This window comes from Sphingobacterium sp. ML3W (assembly GCF_029542085.1).
Classification (GTDB): domain Bacteria; phylum Bacteroidota; class Bacteroidia; order Sphingobacteriales; family Sphingobacteriaceae; genus Sphingobacterium.
The window spans coordinates 3,306,913-3,330,440 of the sequence record NZ_CP107036.1 but is presented as its reverse complement, the minus strand read 5'-3'; the positions used below and the strand labels follow the sequence as shown (position 1 = coordinate 3,330,440).

Genomic DNA, 23,528 nt, shown 5'->3' with positions numbered 1-23,528 from the left:
CTGGTGTCAGATCACAGCCGTCAATATTTCCACCTAAATGGTCGAAAATTACCCCTCAAAAAAGTAGCTGCATAGCGATATTTGGTATAATAACTAAATATAAACCCAGCTAATGATAACTATTGTGAGGTCAATACTTTCGGGTATTGCTGTGTCCTTGGCACTATATGGTCAGGCACAAAGCATAGATTTAAAAAATTGGCCCGAAAAAGCCAATCCCCTAACCGTTGGCCGTTTGGTCGCACAGCGTTTTGTCGAAAGTCCACATAACAGCTTTAAACCTCCAGCACCCCCGAGATCCATTACTTATCCCGAAGTATGTACCTGGTACGGCGCACTGAAGTTTGCCGACATCAGCCATGACAAGGGACTACTTGAGCAACTTACCCAACGCTTTATGCCTCTTTTTGATACAGAGAAACATTTGGTGCCACGACCCTGGCATGTGGATTTCGCGGTATTTGGAACCGTTCCCCTTGAACTTTATCAGCAGACAAAAAACAAGACTTTTCGCGAAATGGGAATGCGTTTTGCCGATGCCCAATGGAGCATCCCCATTGATTCGCCCCAAACCGTGAAAGATGCCTACCAAAAGTTTTTGGATAAAGGACTCACCTGGCAGACACGTTATTGGATAGACGATATGTATATGATTACCATGGTGCAGTCCAAGGCATTTCAGGTGAGCGGGGAACGTAAATACATTGACCGGGCCGCCCATGAAATGCTGGTCTATCTCGATACCATTCAAAAGGAAAACGGTTTATTCTACCATGCCCCGGATGCGCCCTTCTTTTGGGGAAGGGGGAATGGCTGGATGGCGGCAGGGATGAGTGAGCTGCTGTCTTCCTTACCTACCGATAACCCCAATAGATCTGCGATATTAGCCTCTTACAAAAAAATGATGGCTAGCCTCAAAAAGTATCAACGTAAAGATGGTCTGTGGGGCCAGCTGATCGATAAACCAGAATCCTGGGTCGAGACTTCGGGGTCAGCCATGTTTACCTACGCACTGATTACTGGTGTGAGAAATGGCTGGCTTGATGTAAAAGAATATACGCCTATCGCACGTAAGGCTTGGTTGGCACTTGTTGGTTATATCAACGAACAAGGGGATATTGCCAATGTCTGTGAAGGGACAAACCGAAAAAATGATTATCAATACTACCTGGATCGAAAACAAAAGACGGGTGACATGCATGGACAGGCACCGATACTCTGGTGTGTAAATGCTTTGTTGAAAAAATAACTTATTATGCAGAAAATTCTGATTATCCTCTTGCTGCTGCTTTGTAGTCAGGCAAAAGCGCAACCTATTCAGTGGAAGGAACAGTATCCCGGTGTATGGAAAGGTACCTTTGGTCAGCCTGAGAAATATACCTTGCTGGGTGCGGCTGATAGTAAACCGCGCGCTGCAACACTTGAACAGCTGCAATCAACTGATTTTCCATTTCCGAAAATGGAAGTTCATGCGGAACTGATAGACGGGAAAACTTATGTGCGGATGCCATTGACAAAAAATGAGCAGATCTATGGTTTAGGCCTGAATTTTCAAACTGTTCACCAACGTGGTAAGATACTTAATCTGCATGTCGACCACTATGGTGGCAAAGATAATGGTCGTACGCATGCCCCCGTTCCTTTTTATGTATCCTCCAAGGGTTATGGTGTACTTGTTAATTCTGCGCAGTATTTGACCTACTACGTGGGTACAGGTGTTCGTAAAGATGCTAAGGAGCCGGCAGAACCCAAGGATCGTAATACGGATAAAAGCTGGAACTCACGTCCTTATTCGGATGCGGTAGAGATTTATATCCCAGCTGCGGGTGTGGAAATTTATGTCTTTGCAGGTATCAATCCCTTGGATGCAATCAAACGGTATAATCTATTCTGCGGCGGTGGTACATTGCCGCCACGATGGGGGTTGGGATTTACACAGCGGGTACAAAAACTCTATACGGCCGAAGAGGTACTGAATGAAGCCGCCCAGTTCGAGGAACACGGTTTTCCGCTTGATTTCATTGGTCTTGAGCCCGGATGGCAGTCGCGCGCTTATCCATGTACCTTTGAATGGGACAAAGGGCGTTTTCCGGATCCGGCTGCCTTGATAAAGAAATTGGCCACGAAGGGAATCCGTCTAAATCTTTGGACAAATCCTTATGTCTCGCCAGAAGCAGGTATCAGTAAGGCGATCGAACCTTATACAGGTTCTCATACCGTCTGGAATGGGACAGTACCTGATTTGAACCATCCCGAAGCAAAAAAAATCCTCGCTAAACAATTTATGGATGCCCAGCTCAACATTGGCGTCAGCGGTTATAAAATGGATGAGGTGGACGGCTACGATTATTATCTTTGGCCCGATATGGCCAAATTTCCATCGGGTATCAGTGGTATCCAAATGCGGCAAACCTATGGTGTACTTGCGCAGAAACTGACCGATAGTTTATATAGAAACCAGAATAAACGCACGTATGGATTGGTGCGTGCATCGAATGCCGGAGCCAATAATTTGCCTTATGTCATCTACAATGATTATTACAGTCATCAAGATTTTATTACCGCACTGGTCAATAGTGGATTTTGCGGTGTACTATGGACACCGGAAGTGCGGGGATCAAAGACAGGGCAGGAATGGCTACGTCGCTTTCAGTCTGTTGTCTTTTCGCCAATGGCCATGATCAATGCCTGGTCCAGTGGGACGAAGCCATGGTCTTTTCCCGAAGTCGCTGATCAGGTGAAATACTATGCGCAATTAAGGATGGAACTGATGCCGTACTTATATTCCGAATTTGCGAAGTATCATTTTGATGGCACACCTCCTTTCCGGGCGATGGTATTGGAAGAAGGCTTCCAAGGGCAGGCTAAAGCTGTGGCGGGCAATCAGGATCTGGAAACAAATCCTTACCTGGAAGCAGTCAATAGGGAAGTGAAGGATCAATATATGTGTGGTGAATATATATTGGTCGCGCCACTATTCGCTGGAGAGTCATCCCGAAAGGTGCTGTTGCCAAAAGGCAACTGGTATGATTTCTATACAGGAAAATATGTGGGCAATGGAGAAGAGATCGTTGCCGATCCGGGTATGGACCGCATACCGGTCTACGTCAAAGATGGCGGTATTATACCCATGACGGGCAGTCGTTTACACGCGCCGCTCCCCAATGAGAAAGTTGATTTAACCATCCGTCACTATGGGGAGAAGGAGGGGAACTATCAGCTATATGACGATGATGGTGTAAGCTTTGACTACGAAAAAGGAAGTTATGTCTGGCGTCGGGTGTTGGTCAAAAAAAATGCAAAAGGGAGCCTGAGTGGAGAAATATCCAAATCACAGCCAGGAAAACCCAATACGTTTGGGCGGGTTCAATTTGAATTTATGACAAAATAGAAAAAAATAAAATAGCTTACCCCTGAGGGTTTAATAGGGTGATTTTTGAAGTTAAATGACCATTTTTTACTGCTAAAAAGAGCAAAATTTACACCCTTTGACAAGAGGAAGTAAGCGATATTTGGGTAATAACGAATTATAAACAAATAACCAAATAAGGGCATACGGATGAATCTGTCTTTAGTTTCGATCAATATAGAAGCTAAGACGAAATGGGGCCTTGATGGCCAGAATACCTAGTATAATAAATAACCAATTAATAAATATCTAACTTATGATGAAAAGTATCACAAAAATGGGGTGCTTTGTACTCTGCCTATTTTTAATAATGGGAAGTATGGGCTTACCGCTCTTTGCCCAACAAAATGTTCGGCTTTCCGGCAAAGTGAGTAATAGTAAAGGTGACGCACTACAGGGGGTGAGCGTCCGGGTAAAAGGAAAGAGCCAGGGAACAAGTACAGATGCTGCAGGGAAGTATCAGATTGAGGCTGCTCCGGCAAGTATACTCGTTTTTAGTCAGGTGGGAATGAAAGCCGAGGAGCGTACCGTCGGTGCTCAACGACAGATCGACGTACAGCTGGTTGAAAATGACAATGCCTTGGATGAAATTGTCGTAACGGGCTACGGTAGTGCTGTTAAAAAGCGCGATCTGACTGGAGCGATCTCTTCTGTCAGTGCAAAAAAGATTGAAGAGCGCCAGCCGATCAACATTTTTGATGCCTTACAGGGACAAGCAGCAGGGGTACTCGTAACCAATGATGGTGGTGGTGCTCCCGGAGCAACTGGTAGTATCCAGGTGCGGGGGACTTCGACATTAAATGGTGGTAATGGCCCTTTGTATTTGGTGGACGGTATTATTAATCCTGAAGGTGCAAATATCAACCCCACAGATATTGAGAGTATTGAGGTCCTAAAAGATGCTGGTTCGGCGTCAATTTATGGTACACGGGGTGCCAATGGGGTAATTTTGATTACGACCAAACGTGGATCGGAAGGGAGACCATTGATCAATTTAAATTACAATCATCTTTTTGGTCGCTTGTCACATTACATACCAGTTAGCAATTCGGCTGAGGTTCGTGAGTTCAGAAATATACAGGGTAACGCTACCAATACGGATTCCATAAATCCAAGTTTCAATGCCGATAATGATCTTCAGCGTTTGTTGTTGGGGAACCTCGCTCAAAAGAAAGAGATTAAATTGAGTATTGGTGGTGGTCAGAAAAATCTTCGCTACTACAGCAGTTTGAACTATTTGGATGATAAATCCATTATGTTAAACAGCTATGCAAAAAGATTGCAATCGCGCATTAATGTCGAGTATCAGATGTCATCCAAATTGCGCTATTCTAATAATATTTCCTTTTCTTGGCAAAAAACAAACGCTACACCAATTGGAAATACCATCCGTGTCCTTATGGATCGACCTGCTTATTCTTTAATTTATTATCCAGATGGATCGTTGACGAGTTATATCGGATCGAAGCGAAACCCTATTGCCAATGCGCTGTATGAAGAAAATCTGATTCAGACCTATGCAGGACAATTCAATAATCAGCTTGATTATCAAATAAGAGATGATCTGAAATTCACAACATTATTTAATGCGCGATTAGACAATACGCAGACTACAGAATTTTCGCCTCGCTTTCTGTCTGCCAAATTGGATCAAAATTACGGAACAAACGAGTTCAACAAAATCTTTACATGGGAGTTTCAATCGTATCTGAATTATAACAAAACCTTTGCACAGGATCACAATGTGTATGCTTTACTGGGGTTTAGTGCTGATCGAAGAAGAACAGATCGCTTTCATTCGGAGTACATGAATAGCGTCAACGAGGAAATCCGGGTTAGCTTGCCTGATTATTTGGTTTTAGCAAATACAAACACCTGGGCGACAGCCAATGCGACGGCATCCATATTTGGTCGGGTTGGTTACAACTATAAAGGTCGCTATTTGGTACAGGGTTCCTTCAGAAGAGATGGCTCCTCGCGTTTTGCTCAGGCCAATAAATGGGTGAATTTTTTCTCGGGATCAGCGGCATGGCGATTCTCGGATGAAAACTTTATGAAGTGGGCAAAGCCTGCGTTACAGGATGCTAAGATCAGATATAGTATTGGTCAGCTTGGAAATGATCAGATCGGAGATTATGAGTCCTATACGAAAGTAAAATTTGGTGGTAATTACAACGGGATTGGTGGAGCTTCATTGACACCGACATTCGGAAATAACTTGATCAGATGGGAAAAGACAACACAGCATAATGCAGGGTTGGATCTGACCTTCTTAAGTGGACGCTTAGGAGTTACAGCTGATTATTACGTGAAAACAACCACAGATTTACTATATCCAAGAGAGTTGGCTAAAGAAGCTGGATTTTCAAAAGTTAACGTGAATTTTGGTTCGATTCGTTCCAAAGGAGTGGAATTGATCGTGAATGGTAAGCCGATTGTGACGCGCGATTTTACTTGGGAAGTTAGTGGAAATATATCTTTTGAACGTAACAAGATCTTGAAACTGGCGGATGGTGTACCGACATTTGCGGGCAATAAATGGTATGTAGAAGAGGGCGGTCGTATTGGTAATTTTTATGGTTGGCGCAATCTGGGTGTCTATGCCTGGGATGAATCGAATGCCTACAATGATAATTGGGATAAGTTAACGCTGGCGTTGGACGATCAAGGTAAACCTTTATACCGTGATGGAAAGCCTGTCTATACCTTCGATGGCCGTGATTATAACGGAACTGTACAGCAGTTATATGCGCCTGATGGCAAATTAAAAGGAGGAGATGCTGAATGGCTTAATAATAAAAAAGATAGTTTGATCAACGATGAAGACCGGATGGTTCTCGGTAATGCAACTCCCGATTTCTACTTTGGTTTCATGCAGACTTTTACCTATAAACGGTTTTCACTAAATGTTCTTTTCAATGGTTCCTTTGGGCGCGAGGTGTACAATGCACTATTACAGCGCCAGAATTACCCTACAAATACAGGGGCGGGTTCGCCGGATATGGTCTATAATGTATGGCGCAAGCCAGGTGATCAGGCCAAATATCCTTACTATTTGGAAAAAAATAACCGCGGAAATATGAAAACCAATCAAAATAGCCTATATATCGAAGACGGTTCGTTTGTGCGTCTTGCCAGTGCACGCTTATCCTACACATTTGATCAGCAACTGATCAGTAAGTTGAAAATGAAAGGGCTTACAGCTTATGTGTATGGAACGAATCTATTGACCTGGACCAATTATAAGGGCTATGATCCAGAATTCAGTACAACGAATCCATTGACACCGGGTGAGGATGACGGGCGTTATCCAAGAAGAAGAGAATATGGATTTGGAGTAAATATCAATTTTTAAGAGATTTTAGTTATGAAACCATCACGATTTATCCAAATGAAAAGTAAATCAGATTGCTTCATCACTTTTAAGAAAAAATTATACAGATGAAAACAAAGATTTTAGCACTATTACTTTTGTCGGCAACATTAGGGGGATGTAGTAAATTTCTGGAGGAAAAACCTTTGGCAGAAGTTGCATTAGATCAGCATTTTAAAAATCTATATGATGTACAGGCTGCAATGGCAGGGATGTACAGTGGATTTCAGATAGAAATGATTGGCGTAGGTAATGCAAAAGATAATTTTTTGGAAAAATACTTGTATTGGGGAGAATATCGGTCGGATAATTTTGACCGGGCCATTAGTTATACCAAAGATTTTATTGATGAGATTGTATTAAATGGTATTACTCCAACTAATCAATTTTCAGACTGGAGTGGTTTGTACAACATCATCGGAAGAGCCAATCTGAATATTAAATATATTCCTCAGGCGGCTAAATTAGATAGCCGGATTACACCACAAATGGTTGATGATTATTTGGCACAATGTTATGCCCTCCGGGCAATGTGTTATTTCTACCTGGTTCGCGTATGGGGAGATGCTCCGATCTGGTTGGAACCTTATGAAGATATTAACCTGCCGGCATCACGTCCAAGGGATAAAAAGGAAAAGATCATGGATGAAGTGATTATCCCAGATCTGGAAAAAGCATATGCTCAGGTGGATAAGGATGCCAAAAACCCACTATGGACGATCGGTAGTGCAGGGGTCTGTGCTATGATGGCTGATGTCTACATGTGGAAGAAAGATTATCCAAATGCGAAGATATGGATCGAAAAATTGTTTTTGGCCAAATCTCCTACCGGTGCGAGCTATGCGGGTACCAATGAGAAAAATTTGCAGGACGCTGCTACCTGGAAAGCAATTTTCACTGGGCCATTGAATAGTAAGGAAGCCATTTGGAGTATACATTGGGATTATACGAAAAACGGATGTGCTTGTATGCAGACCTCATGGGCGCCTAATAATAAACCGATTGTTGTGGACGAAACAGCATGGGCGGATTTGTTCCAACCACAGACGACCGGCACACCAAGTCCTGATATCCGTCCGCAGCAGACCCTCGATGTTTATTACGGTTTACCGAATAACAAGCGGGACCGCTTTATAAAATGGTACCCTACAAGTGCGACTCCGACTAAAGAAGATCCTTGGCCAGCAACCAATCAAATGGTTCCTGTCTATTTGACAATCTATAGATTGGCTGATATTTACCTCTTATACGCTGAAGCTTTAAATGGATTGGGTGACAAAACGAATGCCTTAAAATACCTCAATTTTGTACGTAAACGAGCCAATCTCCCAGAGTACGAAGCAAGTAATCCTGATTTGGCAACTGCTTATCAGCTAGAAACTGCGATTCTCAATGAACGCCGCATGGAATTATATGGTGAGGGGAAACGCTGGTTTGACCTGGTGCGTACTGGCCGTGTAAAAGAAGTGATGGATCCTATTCTGAAACGTAGACAAGAAGATGCTGGGAGTTTAGACAAACCAGGCTTCCTGGATCCACAACGAAGGGTGTATTGGCCAGTTCATCGAAATGTGTTAAACTCCAATACGCTATTGGTTCAAAATCCGGGATATACTGATTAATAGATGTATATAAATCAAAGAGTCATGAAACCATCACGATTTATTCAACCACAATGGGGGAGTAAATAACCGAGCAAAGCGAGCTCATGAATACCGCTTAAAACATACACTCGATGAATAAATCTGATAGTATTATCACAATTGAATAAAAAAATTAGACAGATGAAAAGAATATGTAATATAAAATGGACACAATATATGGTTATTGCAGCAAGTTTGCTGCTGACAGGATGTTCGCTTTTCGATTTGGAATTACAGGAAAATTACGATTACAAGCATAAAACTCTGGATCCCAATATAGGGATCAGTGCACGTAAATTTTTGGAAAATCGTTCCTATGAAACTACAGAGAATCCATCGGATACGATTTTTAAATGGATGCGTAAAGGATTAGAGTATGCCGGTATAGGTCTTGAGGAATTGGATAAAACGGATCGCACATTTATCTTTTTACACAATGAGGCAATAAAGACATGGGATGCCAAAACGAAAAAGGTTACTGCTGGACTTTTCTTCGATGTACCTATCGTGACTGGGGTGGATGGTACAGGTAAGCCTATTACCAGACCAGCTACGAAGTGGGAAGATTATAACCGCGATGATGTCCGTAATTATTTTCTTTATCTCATTTTACAGGGAAATTACAACTTTGATAAATTGACTATATCCAATGTCAAAGCCAAAACATTGCTTCCGGTAAATACAGTGGCAAGCAAAAGCTCCCTGTTGGGGTACATGAACGAAGGGAAAGGTTTTAATCAGGAGGGTGTGATGTATCTAAAACTAGTCAATAACAATGATCTGGCGCCGATTCAGATCAACGATAAAACAACCAATAGATCTGGTGGTTACGTGACAACGAATGGCGTGGTCCATGTTTTTGGATCCAAAGGAAATACCACAGTATATCCTTTTTAGGTACTGCGGCACAAAATGAACCTTATAAACAAATGTAAATATGATGAGAAACTTTTCAGTATTATCCGCTTTATCACTTTTATTAGTGATGGGGAGTAGCTGTGAAAAACCAGCTGCGGTAAAATTGCAACTAAACGGTATCGCCTGTCTGCAATGCCATACCATTCAATCGGCTGCGGATTTGCAGGCTTTAAGTCTACAGCCGGGCGACACGGTGATCATGAAATCGGGGCAATGGACAAATCAGGAACTGACATTTAATGTGCAGGGAACAAGCCAACAGCCTATTGTGCTGCTCGCTGAACAGCCTGGAGCAGTGATCATGAAAGGTACTTCCTCTATTAGTATTACGGGTAAATGGCTCGTGGTTAATGGGCTGGTCTTCCAAAATGGATATACCTCCGGAAAAAATGTGGTTGATTTCACCTCTTCTTCATCAAATTGTCGGTTGACAAATACGGCTATTGTGGACTATAATCCACCGACAGCGACTACTGATTATAGATGGGTCTCCATTAACGGATCCAATCATCGTATTGATCATTGTTATCTCAAGGGGAAATTGCATCAGGGACCTACGATGGTGGTTTGGGGGACAAATAAAACGATGAAGCACCGGATCGATCACAATTTCTTTGGGGAGCGGGCGGAACTACCGAATAACGGTGGTGAAACCATCCGTATCGGGACAAGTGATTGGTCTATAACCAGTGCATTCACGACGATTGAAGACAACATCTTTCAACGTTGCAATGGCGAAACTGAAATTATCTCGAACAAGATGGGGGGCGATACCATCCGCAATAACTTCTTCCACGAGAGTCAGGGGACACTGTGCTTGAGACATGGAAATGGTTCTGCTGTTTACGGTAACTATTTTGTCGGTAACGGCAATAGTGCAGCTGGTGGTATCCGGATAATCGGAGAGGATCACATTGTCTACAACAATTACTTCCAAAATATGGCGGGAACAGGACAAAAAGCACCTTTGGCTGTAATGGACGGTGTACCTAACTCACCGTTAAGTGGTTACTATCAAGTAAAACGTGTGAAGGTGGTGGCCAACACCATGATCAAATGTAAGCAATCATTCGATATCGGTTCGGGAAAAGGGGGAAACAACCGCACCTTGCCACCAACAGATGGACATATTGCCAATAATGTGGTGTCGCAAGCTTCGACGTCAACCATGCTGACCTTTACAGATCAACCCATTAATTTTACCTACCAGGGGAATATCGTGTTTGATGTGCCGACAAGCCAACAGCTTCCAGCCGGTTTTACACGTCAGAATCCGCAATATACATTGACAGCTGATGGAATCTATGAACCGACTAGTACCAGTCCGGTGTTGGGTGCTTTTGTTGGTAACTATCCTTTTGCTGCCGCGGCAGATGCTGGTGCTCCAAAATTGGACGTTAAACATCGGGATTTACTGAAAGCACAAAATATCGGTCCGGGATTTATGACGGGATTGGGAAATAGCTTGGTTATTAATCCTTAACGATCCTGAATATTATTTTAAGCGGAGAATAAATAGCTTATTCTCCGCATTTTTTGCTGTAAATAATGCTTGTATTTACCGTATATATACGGAAATCTACTAATACCAAATTATACCTAAAGACAATTTTAAATCAGTATTTAGACAGTAATTAGTCAATGTTTATTCAGTCTACACTGAGCAATCACTGAACGAGCACTGAACAATCACTGAACAAGCTCTGTTAAAAGGGCTAATTTGGCCACCACCTGATCCTGATTTGTTGCAGCGAAAAATTATTGCGAAAAAAGGGAAAAGCCACGCTTGTGGAAAAGAATAGCAAAGGCTTATAGTAAAAGATCCCAAGGCCCGGTCTTTAACCAGATTGACCGTTGTTTCATTTGATGATGGGAAAGGTATATAAAGCTCTTGCACTCACAGATATGCAAGTTTGGCATTTTTCATTTATATTTTTTGACAGGTTTTGGAGAATGCTTTTTTCGGTATTCTTTATAATTTCCATGTTTTTCGTATTCCAGCGTACCTTCCTCACAATAACAGCTAAGATAAACAGAAAATTTATTGCTTTGTTCTTTGTTGGCATTCAGTTGTCGGATGATATCAGAAACGCGACGGGGTATTTCGAAAAAATTGGAATTGTAAACAAGGTCATCCAGTTCTTTCGTCATTTCGATGCGAAGCTTTGACTCGGGCGGGATATTGTAGAGCGGTGTTAAATCAATCTAATTTTTTTCCTCTATAATATTTATTCCAGCTATCCTTCGCATAACCTTTACCTAAATATTTAAATGTAAAGGCAGTTGCATCTTTTATCTCTTGACCAAAATAATAGACTTTCCAGCTATCCTTGCTGTATCCGTCCCCAACAAGAACAAAGCTTGGGGCGGATACATTTTTTATTTGATTGCCTCTATAATAGACATTCCAACTATCTTTGGCGTATCCTTCATCCAATACTTTAAAGCTAGCCGCAGAGACATCTTTAATTTTAACACCCCGATAATAGGCATTCCAACTATCCTTGGCATATCCCCAACCAAGTGACTGGAATGAATGTGGCGATACATCTTTGATCTTAATGCCCCGATAATAGGCATTCCAGTTGTCTCTTGCATAAGCATTACCGAGGTCTTTGAAAGATTGTGCATCAACACCTTCGACCATCTTATCCCTGTAGAAAATCCGATTGCCTATGTTAACGTAATCGTTTTCTCTATCATGTCGAAATGTCGTTTGAGACGTAGATCTTTTATTGTCGCCAACTTGTTGAGCAATACTTTTATCCAATATACATAGCAATGCAAAGGAAATAACAAGCATATTTTTTAAGTGAAAAAAGGCCATAATTTAATCTGTTTTGTAATATCTATTTATATCGGATCTTTACTTTATGACCAGAATAATTAACCGAAGGTTTAATCATTCTATCATTTAATTTTTTAATAATACTTATCCATTTTAAATGCAACTATTTTGAAATACCAATATTTTTTTGTATATTGCTGGTTATGAGTTTTAAAGAAAAATTAGAGAACTGGCGCACGTCAATCAATCGCGCCGGTAGTGGTGAGGAATTGTATATTTTGCTTTTGAACTATAAAAGGTTTATCAACAAAAATTGGGTGGACGATTTTGGCGATCCGGGCAACTGGAAATCGGAATTAAATCAGGTCATCAGCAAAGTAAGAAACAAGGTGGATGTAGCAGATATCAGAGCCTGCCAAGATTTATCGTCCTATCAGGACGATGCCCGGCAGACCGCACATTCACTCAATCATACCTTAAAATATCATCACTCATTGACAAAAGGGTAGGCTAGGCCTACCTTTTTTTGTGATCAAAATTTTTTAAATTATTTACTAAGCGGGATATATTATCAGTCATGATAATATATCCCGCTTTATTTTTTCCATAACTCCACACAGCTAACAGCCGTTCGGTCGAATAGCTATAATGCACAGTTAGAACCCATTATTTGAAAAAATATTTGTGGATGTCGGAAAATGTTTTTACTATTGTATAGTAGTATAGAATAGTATAGATTAAAGACTACTATGCTACGCAATAATAACCAATCTATAAGAAGACCAATTTATGATCTACCACATGTATTACCGAATCTGTAAATGGCAGCGATGTAGTCTTGTCTTCCTCTTTCTTCTGATTGCCGGCTTTGCAAGTGCACAGCCCCAATCGTTTGAGTTGAGAGGAGTTGTATTGGATAGCGTCGGACATTTACCCATTTCCAATGTTACAATTGCCTTTATGGGAAAGAATGCAGTTGTATCAACGGATGCACAGGGACAATTCCTGATCAAAGATGCGCACATCAACGATCAGCTTGTCCTAACTTCGGTCGGATTCGACCGCAAAACTGTTCAGGTCACGAGTACCAATCGTATGACCATTTACTTATCCTCATCAAGTTCCAATCTGGATGAAGTAACTGTCGTGGCCTACGGCACACAGAAAAAAACGAGTATGGTGGCCTCCATTACCTCGATAAACCCGAAAGAAATTAAGGGACCAACATCCAATCTGACCTCCATGCTGGCGGGGCGGGTAGCTGGGCTAATTGCTTACCAACGGAGTGGGGAACCAGGTAATGACAACGCTTCCTTCTTTATCCGTGGCGTTGGTTCCTTTGGCGCAGGGAAAAAGGATCCTTTGATTCTGATCGACGGAATAGAATCCAATACCACCGCACTGGCACGCTTACAGCCGGATGATATCGCTGGTTTTTCCGTATTGAAAGATGCCGCAGCCTCTTCGTTATATGGCGCTAGAGGGGCAAATGGGGTTGTTTTGGTCAACACCAAAAGTGGTATTGTTGGTAAGGCAAAATTTAATGCACGTTTTGAGAACTCCATCTCAACCAATACCCGTAATTTTAAATTCGCCGATAATATTACCTATATGAAAATGGCTAATGAGGCCGTGTTGACTAGAGACCCTAAAGGTACGCTACCTTACAACCAAAATAAAATAGACCATACCGAACGGGGAGACGATCCGTTGCTTTATCCCAATAATAACTGGATCGACCAGCTGATAAAGGATTATACCAACAACCAACGCTTTAACTTCAATGTTACCGGTGGAGGGAACCTGGCTCAATATTATGTCGCCGGTACCTTTAATAACGATAAGGGAATTCTGCGATCCGAAAATGGCAATAGCTTTGATAATAACATCAACCTGAAAAACTACTCCTTACGTTCTAATATTACCTTAAATGTTACGCCAACGACGATTGGTATTATCCGTACTTCGGCTCAATTTGATGACTATACAGGGCCAATAGGTGGTTATGATAAATGGGGAAATCTGATCAATGGTGGACAGCGCGTATTTCGTGAAGCAATTTGGTCCAACCCGGTAATGTTTCCGGCAATTTATCCATCCTCCTATTCTCCATTTGCGACACATCCGCTTTTCGGAAATAACTTTATTCCAACGACCAAAACGCTGTATAACAATCCCTACGCTAATATGGTCAATGGTTTTCAGGAGTATAATAGCTCCACGGTCAATGTGCAATTGGAACTGAAGCAGAATTTCGATTTCATTACAAAAGGTTTATCCGCTCGCTTAATGGCTTATACACAACGCTATTCTTATTTTTCTGTCACGCGGAGCTTTAAACCATTTTATTACAATCTGGTCCGAATCCCGGGTACAAGCAATACAGTTTTAAGTCTGCTCAACGAAAATGAGGGTACAGAATACCTGGATTACAACCAGGGAAATAAAATCCTAAATACCACGACGTACGGTGAGTTTGCTGTCAATTACAACCGCACCATCGCTGAAGACCACGACATCACTGGGATGTTGATCGGTATTATCCGTAATTATCAGACCGCTAACGGTGGTGATTTGCAGGCTTCATTGCCGGCCCGTAACCTCGGGGTGTCAGGTCGAGCGACCTATGCCTACAAAAACCGCTACCTTTTTGAGTTCAACTTTGGCTATAATGGTTCCGAACGTTTCTCCAAAGATCATCGTTTTGGTTTCTTCCCATCTTTTGGTGTGGGGTGGAATCTGAATGAAGAAAAGATGTTTGAATTTATGAATCCCGTGGTTTCCCGCTTAAAATTGAGGGCTACCTATGGTCTGGTGGGTAACGATCAGATCGGTGAGGACCGTGATCGTTTCTTCTACTTATCGCAAGTGAACCCGAGTAACGGTGGCCGAGGTTTCTCCTGGGGAAATAACTGGGATTACACACGGCCTGGTTATTCCATATCGCGGTATGAAAATCGTGATATTACCTGGGAACGGGCAAAAACCTTCGATGCTGGATTTGACCTGAATCTAAAAAATGGCCTGGGCGTGGTGTTTGATTATTACAACTCTACTCGCAGTAATATTCTGATGGTCCGTTCGAATATTCCTTCTACAACTGGTTTTCAGGCTGACATCCAAGCTAATATAGGCAAGGCGCAGAGTCGAGGATTTGACCTGGCCCTGGATTACAACAAATCTTTTCAAAATACCTGGTGGACTCAGTTGCGGGCGAACATGACCTATGCAACCAATAAATTGCTGGTGAACGAAGAACCGGACTACCCGGCAAATTTATCCTACCTGTCTCGATTGGGGCATCCGATCAAACAATCGTATGGGCTGATTGCCGAACGTCTGTTTGTCGATGATATCGAAGCGGAAAACTCGCCGCTACAGAATTTTGGTGGCGCTTTTAAGACGATGGGCGGAGATATTAAATACCGGGATATCAATGGTGATGGTAAAATCACCGATTTAGACAAAGTGCCGATCGGTTATCCAACAGATCCACAGATTATTTATGGAATGGGTTTTTCTGTGGGTTTCAAAGGCTTTGATGTCAGTGCATTCCTACAGGGCTCGGCGCGTTCCTCATTTTTTATTGATCCGGGAAATATTACACCTTTTGCAATCAACGGACCGTATCAGAATGGCTTGCTGCAGGAAGTGGCCAACAGCTATTGGTCCGAAGATAACCAAGACGTAAGGGCCCTGTGGCCACGCTTGACGGATGGTTTTAACAACAATAATAATCAGTTTTCAACCTGGTGGATGCGTAACGGCGCATTCTTACGATTGAAATCTGTTGAATTGGGCTACAATCTACCAAATCAGTTTCTCAACAAGTTTAAGATGTCCAATGTGCGTTTTTATGTCAACGCCCTCAACCTTGCCGTATGGAGTAAATTTAAGATGTGGGATCCTGAAATGGGCGGCGAAGGATTAGGCTATCCTGTACAGGCTGTATATAACGTCGGTATTAACGTCGGATTTTAAAAGGCAATTTATCATGAAAAATCTAAGATTAATTAAATTACTGGTTGCATCGGGTTTATTGTTCTTTCAATCCTGCAACTATTTGGATGTCGTGCCGGACAATGTGGCGACAATAGATAATGCATTTACCATGCGTAGCGAGGCGATAAAGTACTTGGCTACCTGTTATTCATACCTCCCCCCGGATGGTGATCCGACCAGAAATCCAGCTTACCTAGCTGGGGATGAATTCTGGCTGGACTACCCAACCCTCAGCATTGATGGGACAAATTGGAATATTGCCCGTGGAAATCAGAACGTCACCAATCCCTATGTAAACTATTGGGATGGTTATATGTATAATGCCATTCGCGACTGTAATATTTTTCTGGAAAATATTCGTAATCCTGAGAAAGTACGAGATATGACACAGGACGAGCGTACCACCTGGGAAGGGGAGGTCATGTTCTTAAAAGCATACTATCACTTTATGTTGATGCGGCATTACGGACCTATTCCTACAATGGATGTCAACTTATCTGTAAATACTTCTATCGAGGATGCAAAAGTTAAACGCCAGCCTATTGATGAGGTTGTCGATTATATAGTCAAGGTTCTTGACGAGGCAATTCCTAAACTACCCAATACGGTCCAGTCTCCGGTTACGGATTTGGGCCGTATTACCAAGCCTATTGCCTTAGGGATTAAAGCAAAAGTATTATTGTATGCCGCGAGTCCGCTGTTCAACGGTAATGCGGATTATGCGACCTTTAAAAATGTCGATGGTACGCTGTTTTTCAACCAGAGTTTTCAGTTGGAAAAATGGCAGAAGGCTGCTCGTGCTGCAAAGGAAGCGATTACCGCATGCGAGAACCTGGGAATGGGGTTATACCAATTTCCTGGTACTGTATTTCCGCTCTCCGATACGACAATGATTCAAATGAGCGTTCGCAATGCTGTCACTGAAAAATGGAACAGAGAAATTATCTGGGCTAATCCGACTTCACGGGCCTGGCAGATGCAGTATTCATCCATGGCACATATTGATCCCAACAATGCAGGTAATAACAGTGTGCATGGTACTTTGGCACCTTCCTTAAAAATTGTTGACCAGTTCTATACCCGAAATGGCGTACCAATGGACGAAGATAAAACCTTGGATTTTAGTAATAAGAATCAGCTTCGTTCGGGTAACTATGCAGAGCGGTTCAATAATATTCAGAATTATCAGACTGCACGTGTACATTTTGATCGCGAAAATAGGTTTTATGCAAATGTTGGCTTTGACGGGGGCATCTGGTTTATGGAAAATAGTCCGAGCCGCAGTGATGAAAATACCTGGACCACACAGTTGCGCCTGGGATTATTTGGCAGCGGACTCTCTATTCCAGTGACGACGTACTATCCCAAAAAATTGGTAAACTGGAAATTTGCTTTCAAAGATGGCAATAGTTCACACATTGAAGAATATCCTTGGCCGATGATGCGCCTGGCGGATCTGTACCTGATGTATGCCGAAGCCTTGAACGAAAGCGAGGGACCAACAGCTGATGTCTTTTTATACCTCGATAAAATTCGGAAAAGGGCTGGGTTGGAAGGTATCCAAGAATCCTGGTCTAAGTATGCGTTAAATCCTGCTAAACCGGCAAGCAAGGAAGGCTTACGCAGCATTATCCAACGTGAACGGAATATTGAAATGAGCTTTGAGGGATCACGTTTTTGGGATCTGAAACGCTGGAAGCTGGCGGCACAGGAACTGAATAAAAACATTACCGGCTGGGATAGAAACCAGGATAAAGATCATCCCGAACTTTTCTATAAAGAACAGACCTTTTTTCAACAACGTTTTGTGGCACCGCGGGATTACTTCTGGCCGATAAGGGAAAACAACCTTTTGGTCAATCCCAACTTAGTACAGAACCCAGGTTGGTAATCCCTTATTAAATAGAGAAATTATGAAAAATCTAAAATATTTAAACTATTGCTATTTCCTGATCGGCCTTTTTTATCTATTGGCTGGTTGTAAAGAGGAAAAGGGATGGACGCTGCTGGAAGATGACCAAACGAAACCAGGTGTTGTGCAAAATACCTCTGTGACCAACGGCTACGGACAGGCAACGATACATTACAGTTTACCGTCCAGTCAAAATGTATTGTATGTAAAGGCAGAATATGTCATGGCCAATGGACAGACACGGATCGTAAAATCATCAACCTATAAAAATGAGATCTTAATAGACGGTTTCCCCGATACGCAAAAACATACGGTGAAACTTTATGCCGTAAACAAGGCCGAAGTGGCTTCAGATGCTGTGGACGTTACAGTAGAACCTAAAACACCGATTTTTGATCTTGTATTCGGGCAAATGAAAATTGCGCCGACATTTGGCGGCGTCCGGATCAGTTCAATCAATCAGGAAAAAGGCGATGTGGTGATTGTTCCGATGGTTGACTCCCTGAATAATGGGGAATATTTGCCTTTGGACAACTATTATAGCCAGGATTCCCTGATCTTATATAATATCCGCGGGCTCAAATCCCGTGAAATGAAATTTGCCTTTTATGTGCGTGACCGATGGTTAAACAAATCGGATACCTTATATACCTCGCTGACACCTCTGGAAGAAAATCTTTTTCCAAGACAGCAGTTTTCAGCGCTGCATTTACCGGGGGATGCGCAGTATATGTACGGGACGACTTCGGAAATGATGTGGGACGGCAACATGAATCCCTCACGATGGCCGGCCTTATATACGGTTGAAAGTGCCGGTGCTCCGCAATCCCTGACTTTTTCTATCGGTAAGGAAGCAAAATTAAGCCGTGTCGTGATTTTCCCGCGTCGTGAAAATGGTTTTTACGATAAGGGTAACATGCGTGAATTTGAAGTCTGGGGAAGTAATAGTCCAAATCTGGATGGCTCCTGGGAATCTTGGTCTAAACTGGCAACCTGTACCGTGCGAAAACCTTCGGGTACTCCAGCTGGAACAAATACCAACGCAGATGAAGTGTATGGCATCGCAGGCTGGTCTTTTGATATGCCCGAAGATGCGCCAAAATACAAATACCTGCGTATTCGCAATCTGCGCAACTGGCGAGGTAGTTACTTTATCCAGATTGCCCAAGTACAAGTATGGGGTGTTTATTAACTATTAAAAAGAAAATGAAGATGAGAACATATCTATGCATACTGGCCTTGTTCGGCGTTTGTTTATTCGGCGCATGTTCCAAGATGGATGAATTTACCAAATTCACCGATGGACAGGAAATAGTATATCCTGCGAAGCTAGATTCCATCAAAATACGTTCGGGAAAATATCGTGTACAAGTCGATGGCATCTTTCGGGTAAATGCCGGAGTTTCCGAGCTGCGTGTGTATTGGAACAGTAAACAGGATTCCATGAAGTTTCCGGTAAAATTGACGGATGCTATCGATACCGTACATTATGTGATTGAAAATCTGCCGGAGGGGCCCATGAATTTCGAAATCCGTACAGTAGATAGCCAAGGAAGGTTTTCGGTTCCGACCTTTCTTGTCGGAAACGTTTATGGCGATCGTTATCGTGAAGGACTTTTCCAGCGAACAATATTGGAACAGAATTTTATGGCTGATCAACAATTTCAACTTGCCTTACAGGATGTGACACCAAGTGTGGGATTCTATGCCGTTCGCATGACTTATAAGAATCAGAACAATACAACTACGGACACCGTGGTGCGGACGAAAGAGCTGAATGAGAAAATTAACCTCTTGGACTATCTACCGAATCAGGAGATTGCTTACCAGACTGTATTTCGGCCCGATAGCAATGCGATTGATACCTTTATGGTGCAGCGCAACAAACTACCGATAAAAAAAGGCGACATCAGTATTTGGTGTCTGAAGAATTACAAAACTCCGTTTACAGCGACGGCTTTCGATGGCAACCGTTGGGGAAATCTGGATCATTGGATAACCAATACGAGCATGAAAAACCACAATGGCTATGGTGGCTTTGGTTCGGATGATGGTGGTGTGGTTAATATTGAAGCCGGATGGGGCGCTCCTGCGATCGTAAATGGTAAAATTGAGCAAAAAGTAACCTTATTCCCCGGTAAATATCGTTTTTTTTGTAACTTATCTTGGACAAATTATGATCAACCGCCAGCAAAACTGGTTGTCAGCAAAGCAAACAGTGGAATTCCAGATCTTGAGCAGATTCAACAGGCAATGGCCCATGCTGATGTTAAATCGGATGGCGTTTATTTTGAAATCAAAGAAAAGGTTACTGTCAATATGGGGATGCTGGTCAATTTTCAACCTGACCATTACATGAAGATCAACGCGTTTCAAATCAATATACAATAATATCAAGCAGAATGAAGACAATTATTTTCGCGCTAAGTTTTATGCTATGTACCTTCATGTTGTACGCACAGCCTTTTCAGGTCAAGAAAAATGGCCTAACGTTGACCTATAACAAACAAGATGGAACATATTCACTAAGTAAAGATCAAGTCGCCTATATACATCAAGCAAGTGCCTATTTGGCACTTGCTAATGGACAGAAAATTAGTACAGCTAAACTGACAGGAACCCGCAGCATCACAGAAAAGCCCATTCAGGATAATTTGGGCAAAGGCATACAGTATACCATTTCTGTTAAAACCCAACAGGGCATCACATTGCTGCAGCATTTTTATTTCTACGACACAATAGATGGTGTCATCCTTGAACTGGAAGTTAGGGGTAAAAATATAGCCAGTAATGAACTTGTGCCTATCTGGTCAAATGCCTCAATTACCGGCCTGGGAAAATCCTTGTACCAGCTGGCTGTTCCTTTTGATAACGATACCTTTATTTCGTATGAAAACAATGTCCTTGCAATGAATAGTAAGAGCAGCGCAGAGGTCGGAGTTGTATACGATAAGGACAGCGGAAAAGGTCTGTTGATTGGTTCATTGGATCAATCCGTTTGGAAATCGGGTATTGCGATCAAAGGAGATCAGGGGCAATATACCCACTTAGCAGCACAGGTCGGATTTACAGATGTAAATATCACACGGGATTCCATGGCGCATGGAGCTGTAAAGGGGGATGTGATTCGCTCCCCAAAATACCTCGTATCTTATGACAAGGATTGGCGCATTGGGCTTGAAAACTATGCTAAAATCCACCGGAAGCTATCGCCCGCCTATGTGAAATCTTGGCAAGGCGCCACGCCTGTCGGCTGGAACAGCTGGGGCGTGATTCAGGAAAAACTTAATTTTCAGAATGCCACGGGCACGGCAGACTATTTTGCAAAAGATATTCCTTATTTCCGGAACGCAGATGGTGAGGCTTTTATAGATCTTGACTCTTTCTGGGATAATATGACGCCTGGAGGTATGTCAGGCGATTACACGCAGCTGAAGCAATTTGTTCGCTATTGTGATTCTTTGGGCCTCAAGCCCGGGGTGTATTGGGCTCCTTTTACAGACTGGGGGCATGGAAGTGGCCCCGACCGCAAGGCGGAGGGAAGCCAGTTTACCTTTGGCCAACTGTGGACCAAAACCCAAAAAGGCTACCACAATTTAGACGGTGGACGTGCCTTGGATCCGACACATCCCGGTACCTTGGCCCGTATGGATGTGATCTTGGGGAAATTGGTCGACTGTGGCTTCCGAATGATCAAGGTTGACTTCCTTTCGCATGCGGCAATCGAATCCACCGGTTTTTACGACAAGAAAATTCAGACGGGTATGCAGGCTTATGCTGTGGGGATGAAACATCTCGTCGACGTGCTGCAGGGTAAGATGCTGATCTACGCAGCGATTTCTCCTTCCCTGGCGACAGCCCAATTTGCACACATGCGCAGAATAGCCTGTGATGCCTGGAAAACGATCGACCAAACACAGTATACCTTAAATAGTGTCAGCTACGGTTGGTGGCAGACCTACCTCTACGACTTTATCGATGCCGACCACCTTGTTTTTCATGATGAAAGCCCTGAAATCAATAAGGCAAGATTGCTTTCGGGTGTGGTAACGGGTACCATTATCCTTGGTGACGACTTGTCGAAAAAGGAAAACTGGCAGCCTAAGATGAATCAATATCTGCAGGATCCCGAAATTTTAAAGATCATAGCCGACGGTAAAAGCTTCCGTCCGGCAGGATTTGTAGAAGGAAAAGCGGCAAATACGTATTATTACAAAAAGCTTGGAACAGCGCTGTATGTGGCCATATTTAATTACAATACCACCCCGGCAGCAATAAACATAGATTTTAAACAGATTGGCCTGGCGCCAAATACAAAATATAAGGCGGTGGAACTATTTGAAAAAACAGCGCAGGAATTTAGCGCTGAGAAATCCATTGCCTTTGAGCAGGCAGGTGCAAAATTATTTAAGGTTGCCCTGTTTTAATCACAACATATGAAGATAAGCAAAGAAGAAAATTTTAAAGTATTGATCGATCGGATCAAACGCCTGGAGGCATTGAATACGCTCTCTAAACATGAATGTATTGTGCAGGGCGTGTTGGATGCCATTGATGCCAACGAACTGGAGGTGCATGCCAGTTTACCTTCTGTCAATAACTTGATCCAATACCTGGGCTATGCACGCGAAACTTTCGCTAAGGCTTACCGTGATCTGATTGCCCACGGAGTCGTGGAATCGAAAAACAGAAAAGGATATTTTGTGGTGAGCAACAATACGCAGATGAAACAGAAAGTTGCGGTCCTGCTGTATGCATACGATACCTTTCAAGATACCTTGGTGAATGAACTGCGAACTAACCTTCCGGAGGAAGTAACGGTGGACCTCTTTTTCCATCACAACAATATGGAAACCTTTGAAGATATTTTCAATCGTATTCAGGGGCGATATACAGTATATATTGTCGCTCCGATTGAAAATAAAGATTCCGAAATGCTGCTTCGTTCCATCCCGGCTTCCAAATTATTGATTATTGATCGCTTGATGGATCTCGGAGAAGATTATTCCTACGTGTCCCAGGAATTTGAAGCAGCCACCTACGCGGTGTTTCAGGAACTTTATCCAAAGATCAAAAAGTATAAAGAAGTGATCTTCTATTTTAGGGAAAATACGGCTGAACCCAATGAAATCAAAGATGCTTTCTTACGCTTTTTGAAGGAGTATAAAGTAAAAGGACGTATCGAAAAGCAATACCATGTAGGTGACCTAAAAAAGGGAAAACTGTATTTTACCATTCATAATCCGGAGCTCTATCAGATGCTGAAGGAAGTTTTACAAAAAGGCTGGACCTTAGGGCAGGATCTGGGCATTCTATCGCATAATGATGATGTTATCAAAGAAATTATCAGCGGTGGCATTACCACCTTTTCGACAAGTTTTGCACGGATCGGATCGGAAGCAGCCAAGTTTGTGCTCGAAAGAACATTGATCAAGGAAGTGGTGCCAACGACATTGGCAGACCGCAATTCTGTCTAAAATAGG

The 23,528-nt window shown here is 42.6% G+C and carries 15 protein-coding genes; 13 read left to right on the top strand and 2 right to left on the bottom strand.

Features of this window, described 5'->3' with window-relative positions:
- Positions 1 to 112: 112 nt before the first annotated feature.
- The 6 genes from OGI71_RS14085 (at position 113) to OGI71_RS14060 (ending at position 10,826) form a co-directional block, all read left to right on the top strand.
- Positions 113 to 1,249, top strand: a complete 1,137-nt coding sequence (locus OGI71_RS14085; RefSeq protein ID WP_282249753.1) for a glycoside hydrolase family 88 protein — start codon at positions 113 to 115, stop codon at positions 1,247 to 1,249.
- A gap of 6 nt (positions 1,250 to 1,255) precedes the next feature.
- Positions 1,256 to 3,391: a TIM-barrel domain-containing protein gene (locus OGI71_RS14080; protein ID WP_282249751.1), complete on the top strand. Its 2,136-nt coding sequence runs from the start codon at positions 1,256 to 1,258 to the stop codon at positions 3,389 to 3,391.
- 274 nt (positions 3,392 to 3,665) lie between these two features.
- Positions 3,666 to 6,764 (top strand): TonB-dependent receptor, encoded by a 3,099-nt coding sequence (locus tag OGI71_RS14075; RefSeq protein WP_282249750.1) that lies wholly within the window; start codon positions 3,666 to 3,668, stop codon positions 6,762 to 6,764.
- 86 nt (positions 6,765 to 6,850) lie between these two features.
- Positions 6,851 to 8,404, top strand: coding sequence for a RagB/SusD family nutrient uptake outer membrane protein (locus OGI71_RS14070; protein WP_282249749.1), 1,554 nt, complete (start codon positions 6,851 to 6,853; stop codon positions 8,402 to 8,404).
- A 162-nt stretch (positions 8,405 to 8,566) separates the two neighbouring features.
- On the top strand, positions 8,567 to 9,322 hold the full coding sequence (locus tag OGI71_RS14065) for a hypothetical protein (protein ID WP_282249748.1): 756 nt from the start codon (positions 8,567 to 8,569) through the stop codon (positions 9,320 to 9,322).
- Positions 9,323 to 9,362: 40 nt separating this feature from the next.
- Positions 9,363 to 10,826 carry a polysaccharide lyase 6 family protein gene (locus tag OGI71_RS14060; RefSeq protein WP_282249747.1) on the top strand — a complete coding sequence of 488 codons (1,464 nt, stop codon included), beginning with the start codon at positions 9,363 to 9,365 and terminating at the stop codon, positions 10,824 to 10,826.
- 440 nt (positions 10,827 to 11,266) lie between these two features.
- On the opposite strand, the gene OGI71_RS14055 is transcribed toward OGI71_RS14060, so the two are convergent.
- Together OGI71_RS14055 and OGI71_RS14050 are read right to left on the bottom strand one after the other, a co-directional pair.
- Positions 11,267 to 11,494, bottom strand: coding sequence for a hypothetical protein (locus OGI71_RS14055; protein ID WP_282249745.1), 228 nt, complete (start codon positions 11,492 to 11,494; stop codon positions 11,267 to 11,269).
- Between the two features lie 49 nt (positions 11,495 to 11,543).
- Positions 11,544 to 12,170 carry a DKNYY domain-containing protein gene (locus OGI71_RS14050; RefSeq protein ID WP_282249744.1) on the bottom strand — a complete coding sequence of 209 codons (627 nt, stop codon included), beginning with the start codon at positions 12,168 to 12,170 and terminating at the stop codon, positions 11,544 to 11,546.
- A gap of 164 nt (positions 12,171 to 12,334) precedes the next feature.
- Here OGI71_RS14050 and OGI71_RS14045 point away from each other — a divergent pair, with 164 nt between their 5' ends.
- The 7 genes from OGI71_RS14045 to OGI71_RS14015 all read left to right on the top strand — a co-directional run bounded on the left by OGI71_RS14045 (position 12,335) and on the right by OGI71_RS14015 (position 23,522).
- The gene (locus OGI71_RS14045) at positions 12,335 to 12,640 is read left to right on the top strand and encodes a hypothetical protein (RefSeq protein WP_075993880.1); all 306 of its coding nucleotides are present in this window, start codon (positions 12,335 to 12,337) and stop codon (positions 12,638 to 12,640) included.
- A gap of 280 nt (positions 12,641 to 12,920) precedes the next feature.
- Positions 12,921 to 16,112: a TonB-dependent receptor gene (locus tag OGI71_RS14040; RefSeq protein WP_282249736.1), complete on the top strand. Its 3,192-nt coding sequence runs from the start codon at positions 12,921 to 12,923 to the stop codon at positions 16,110 to 16,112.
- Positions 16,113 to 16,125: 13 nt separating this feature from the next.
- A complete protein-coding gene (locus OGI71_RS14035) occupies positions 16,126 to 18,024 on the top strand; it encodes a RagB/SusD family nutrient uptake outer membrane protein (protein WP_282249734.1) in 1,899 nt (632 codons plus the stop codon).
- A gap of 22 nt (positions 18,025 to 18,046) precedes the next feature.
- A complete protein-coding gene (locus OGI71_RS14030; protein ID WP_282249733.1) occupies positions 18,047 to 19,237 on the top strand; it encodes a DUF5000 domain-containing lipoprotein in 1,191 nt (396 codons plus the stop codon).
- Between the two features lie 20 nt (positions 19,238 to 19,257).
- Complete coding sequence (locus OGI71_RS14025) at positions 19,258 to 20,436, top strand: DUF4998 domain-containing protein (RefSeq protein WP_282249732.1); 1,179 nt, start codon at positions 19,258 to 19,260, stop codon at positions 20,434 to 20,436.
- Positions 20,437 to 20,447: 11 nt separating this feature from the next.
- Positions 20,448 to 22,472 carry an alpha-galactosidase gene (locus OGI71_RS14020; protein WP_282249731.1) on the top strand — a complete coding sequence of 675 codons (2,025 nt, stop codon included), beginning with the start codon at positions 20,448 to 20,450 and terminating at the stop codon, positions 22,470 to 22,472.
- 9 nt (positions 22,473 to 22,481) lie between these two features.
- Entirely contained in the window at positions 22,482 to 23,522 is a 1,041-nt protein-coding gene (locus OGI71_RS14015; RefSeq protein WP_282249730.1) for a GntR family transcriptional regulator, read from the top strand.
- Positions 23,523 to 23,528: the final 6 nt, after the last annotated feature.

Bases quoted from the DNA above. Each gene is read 5' to 3' on its own strand.
- OGI71_RS14085 (WP_282249753.1), top strand. From the start codon at position 113: ATGATAACTATTGTGAGGTCAATACTTTCGGGTATTGCTGTGTCCTTG.
- OGI71_RS14070 (WP_282249749.1), top strand. From the start codon at position 6,851: ATGAAAACAAAGATTTTAGCACTATTACTTTTGTCGGCAACATTAGGG.
- OGI71_RS14030 (WP_282249733.1), top strand. From the start codon at position 18,047: ATGAAAAATCTAAAATATTTAAACTATTGCTATTTCCTGATCGGCCTT.
- OGI71_RS14025 (WP_282249732.1), top strand. From the start codon at position 19,258: ATGAGAACATATCTATGCATACTGGCCTTGTTCGGCGTTTGTTTATTC.
- OGI71_RS14060 (WP_282249747.1), top strand. From the start codon at position 9,363: ATGATGAGAAACTTTTCAGTATTATCCGCTTTATCACTTTTATTAGTG.
- OGI71_RS14075 (WP_282249750.1), top strand. From the start codon at position 3,666: ATGATGAAAAGTATCACAAAAATGGGGTGCTTTGTACTCTGCCTATTT.
- OGI71_RS14055 (WP_282249745.1), bottom strand. From the start codon at position 11,494: ATGACGAAAGAACTGGATGACCTTGTTTACAATTCCAATTTTTTCGAA.
- OGI71_RS14015 (WP_282249730.1), top strand. From the start codon at position 22,482: ATGAAGATAAGCAAAGAAGAAAATTTTAAAGTATTGATCGATCGGATC.
- OGI71_RS14020 (WP_282249731.1), top strand. From the start codon at position 20,448: ATGAAGACAATTATTTTCGCGCTAAGTTTTATGCTATGTACCTTCATG.
- OGI71_RS14065 (WP_282249748.1), top strand. From the start codon at position 8,567: ATGAAAAGAATATGTAATATAAAATGGACACAATATATGGTTATTGCA.
- OGI71_RS14050 (WP_282249744.1), bottom strand. From the start codon at position 12,170: ATGGCCTTTTTTCACTTAAAAAATATGCTTGTTATTTCCTTTGCATTG.
- OGI71_RS14045 (WP_075993880.1), top strand. From the start codon at position 12,335: ATGAGTTTTAAAGAAAAATTAGAGAACTGGCGCACGTCAATCAATCGC.
- OGI71_RS14080 (WP_282249751.1), top strand. From the start codon at position 1,256: ATGCAGAAAATTCTGATTATCCTCTTGCTGCTGCTTTGTAGTCAGGCA.
- OGI71_RS14035 (WP_282249734.1), top strand. From the start codon at position 16,126: ATGAAAAATCTAAGATTAATTAAATTACTGGTTGCATCGGGTTTATTG.
- OGI71_RS14040 (WP_282249736.1), top strand. From the start codon at position 12,921: ATGATCTACCACATGTATTACCGAATCTGTAAATGGCAGCGATGTAGT.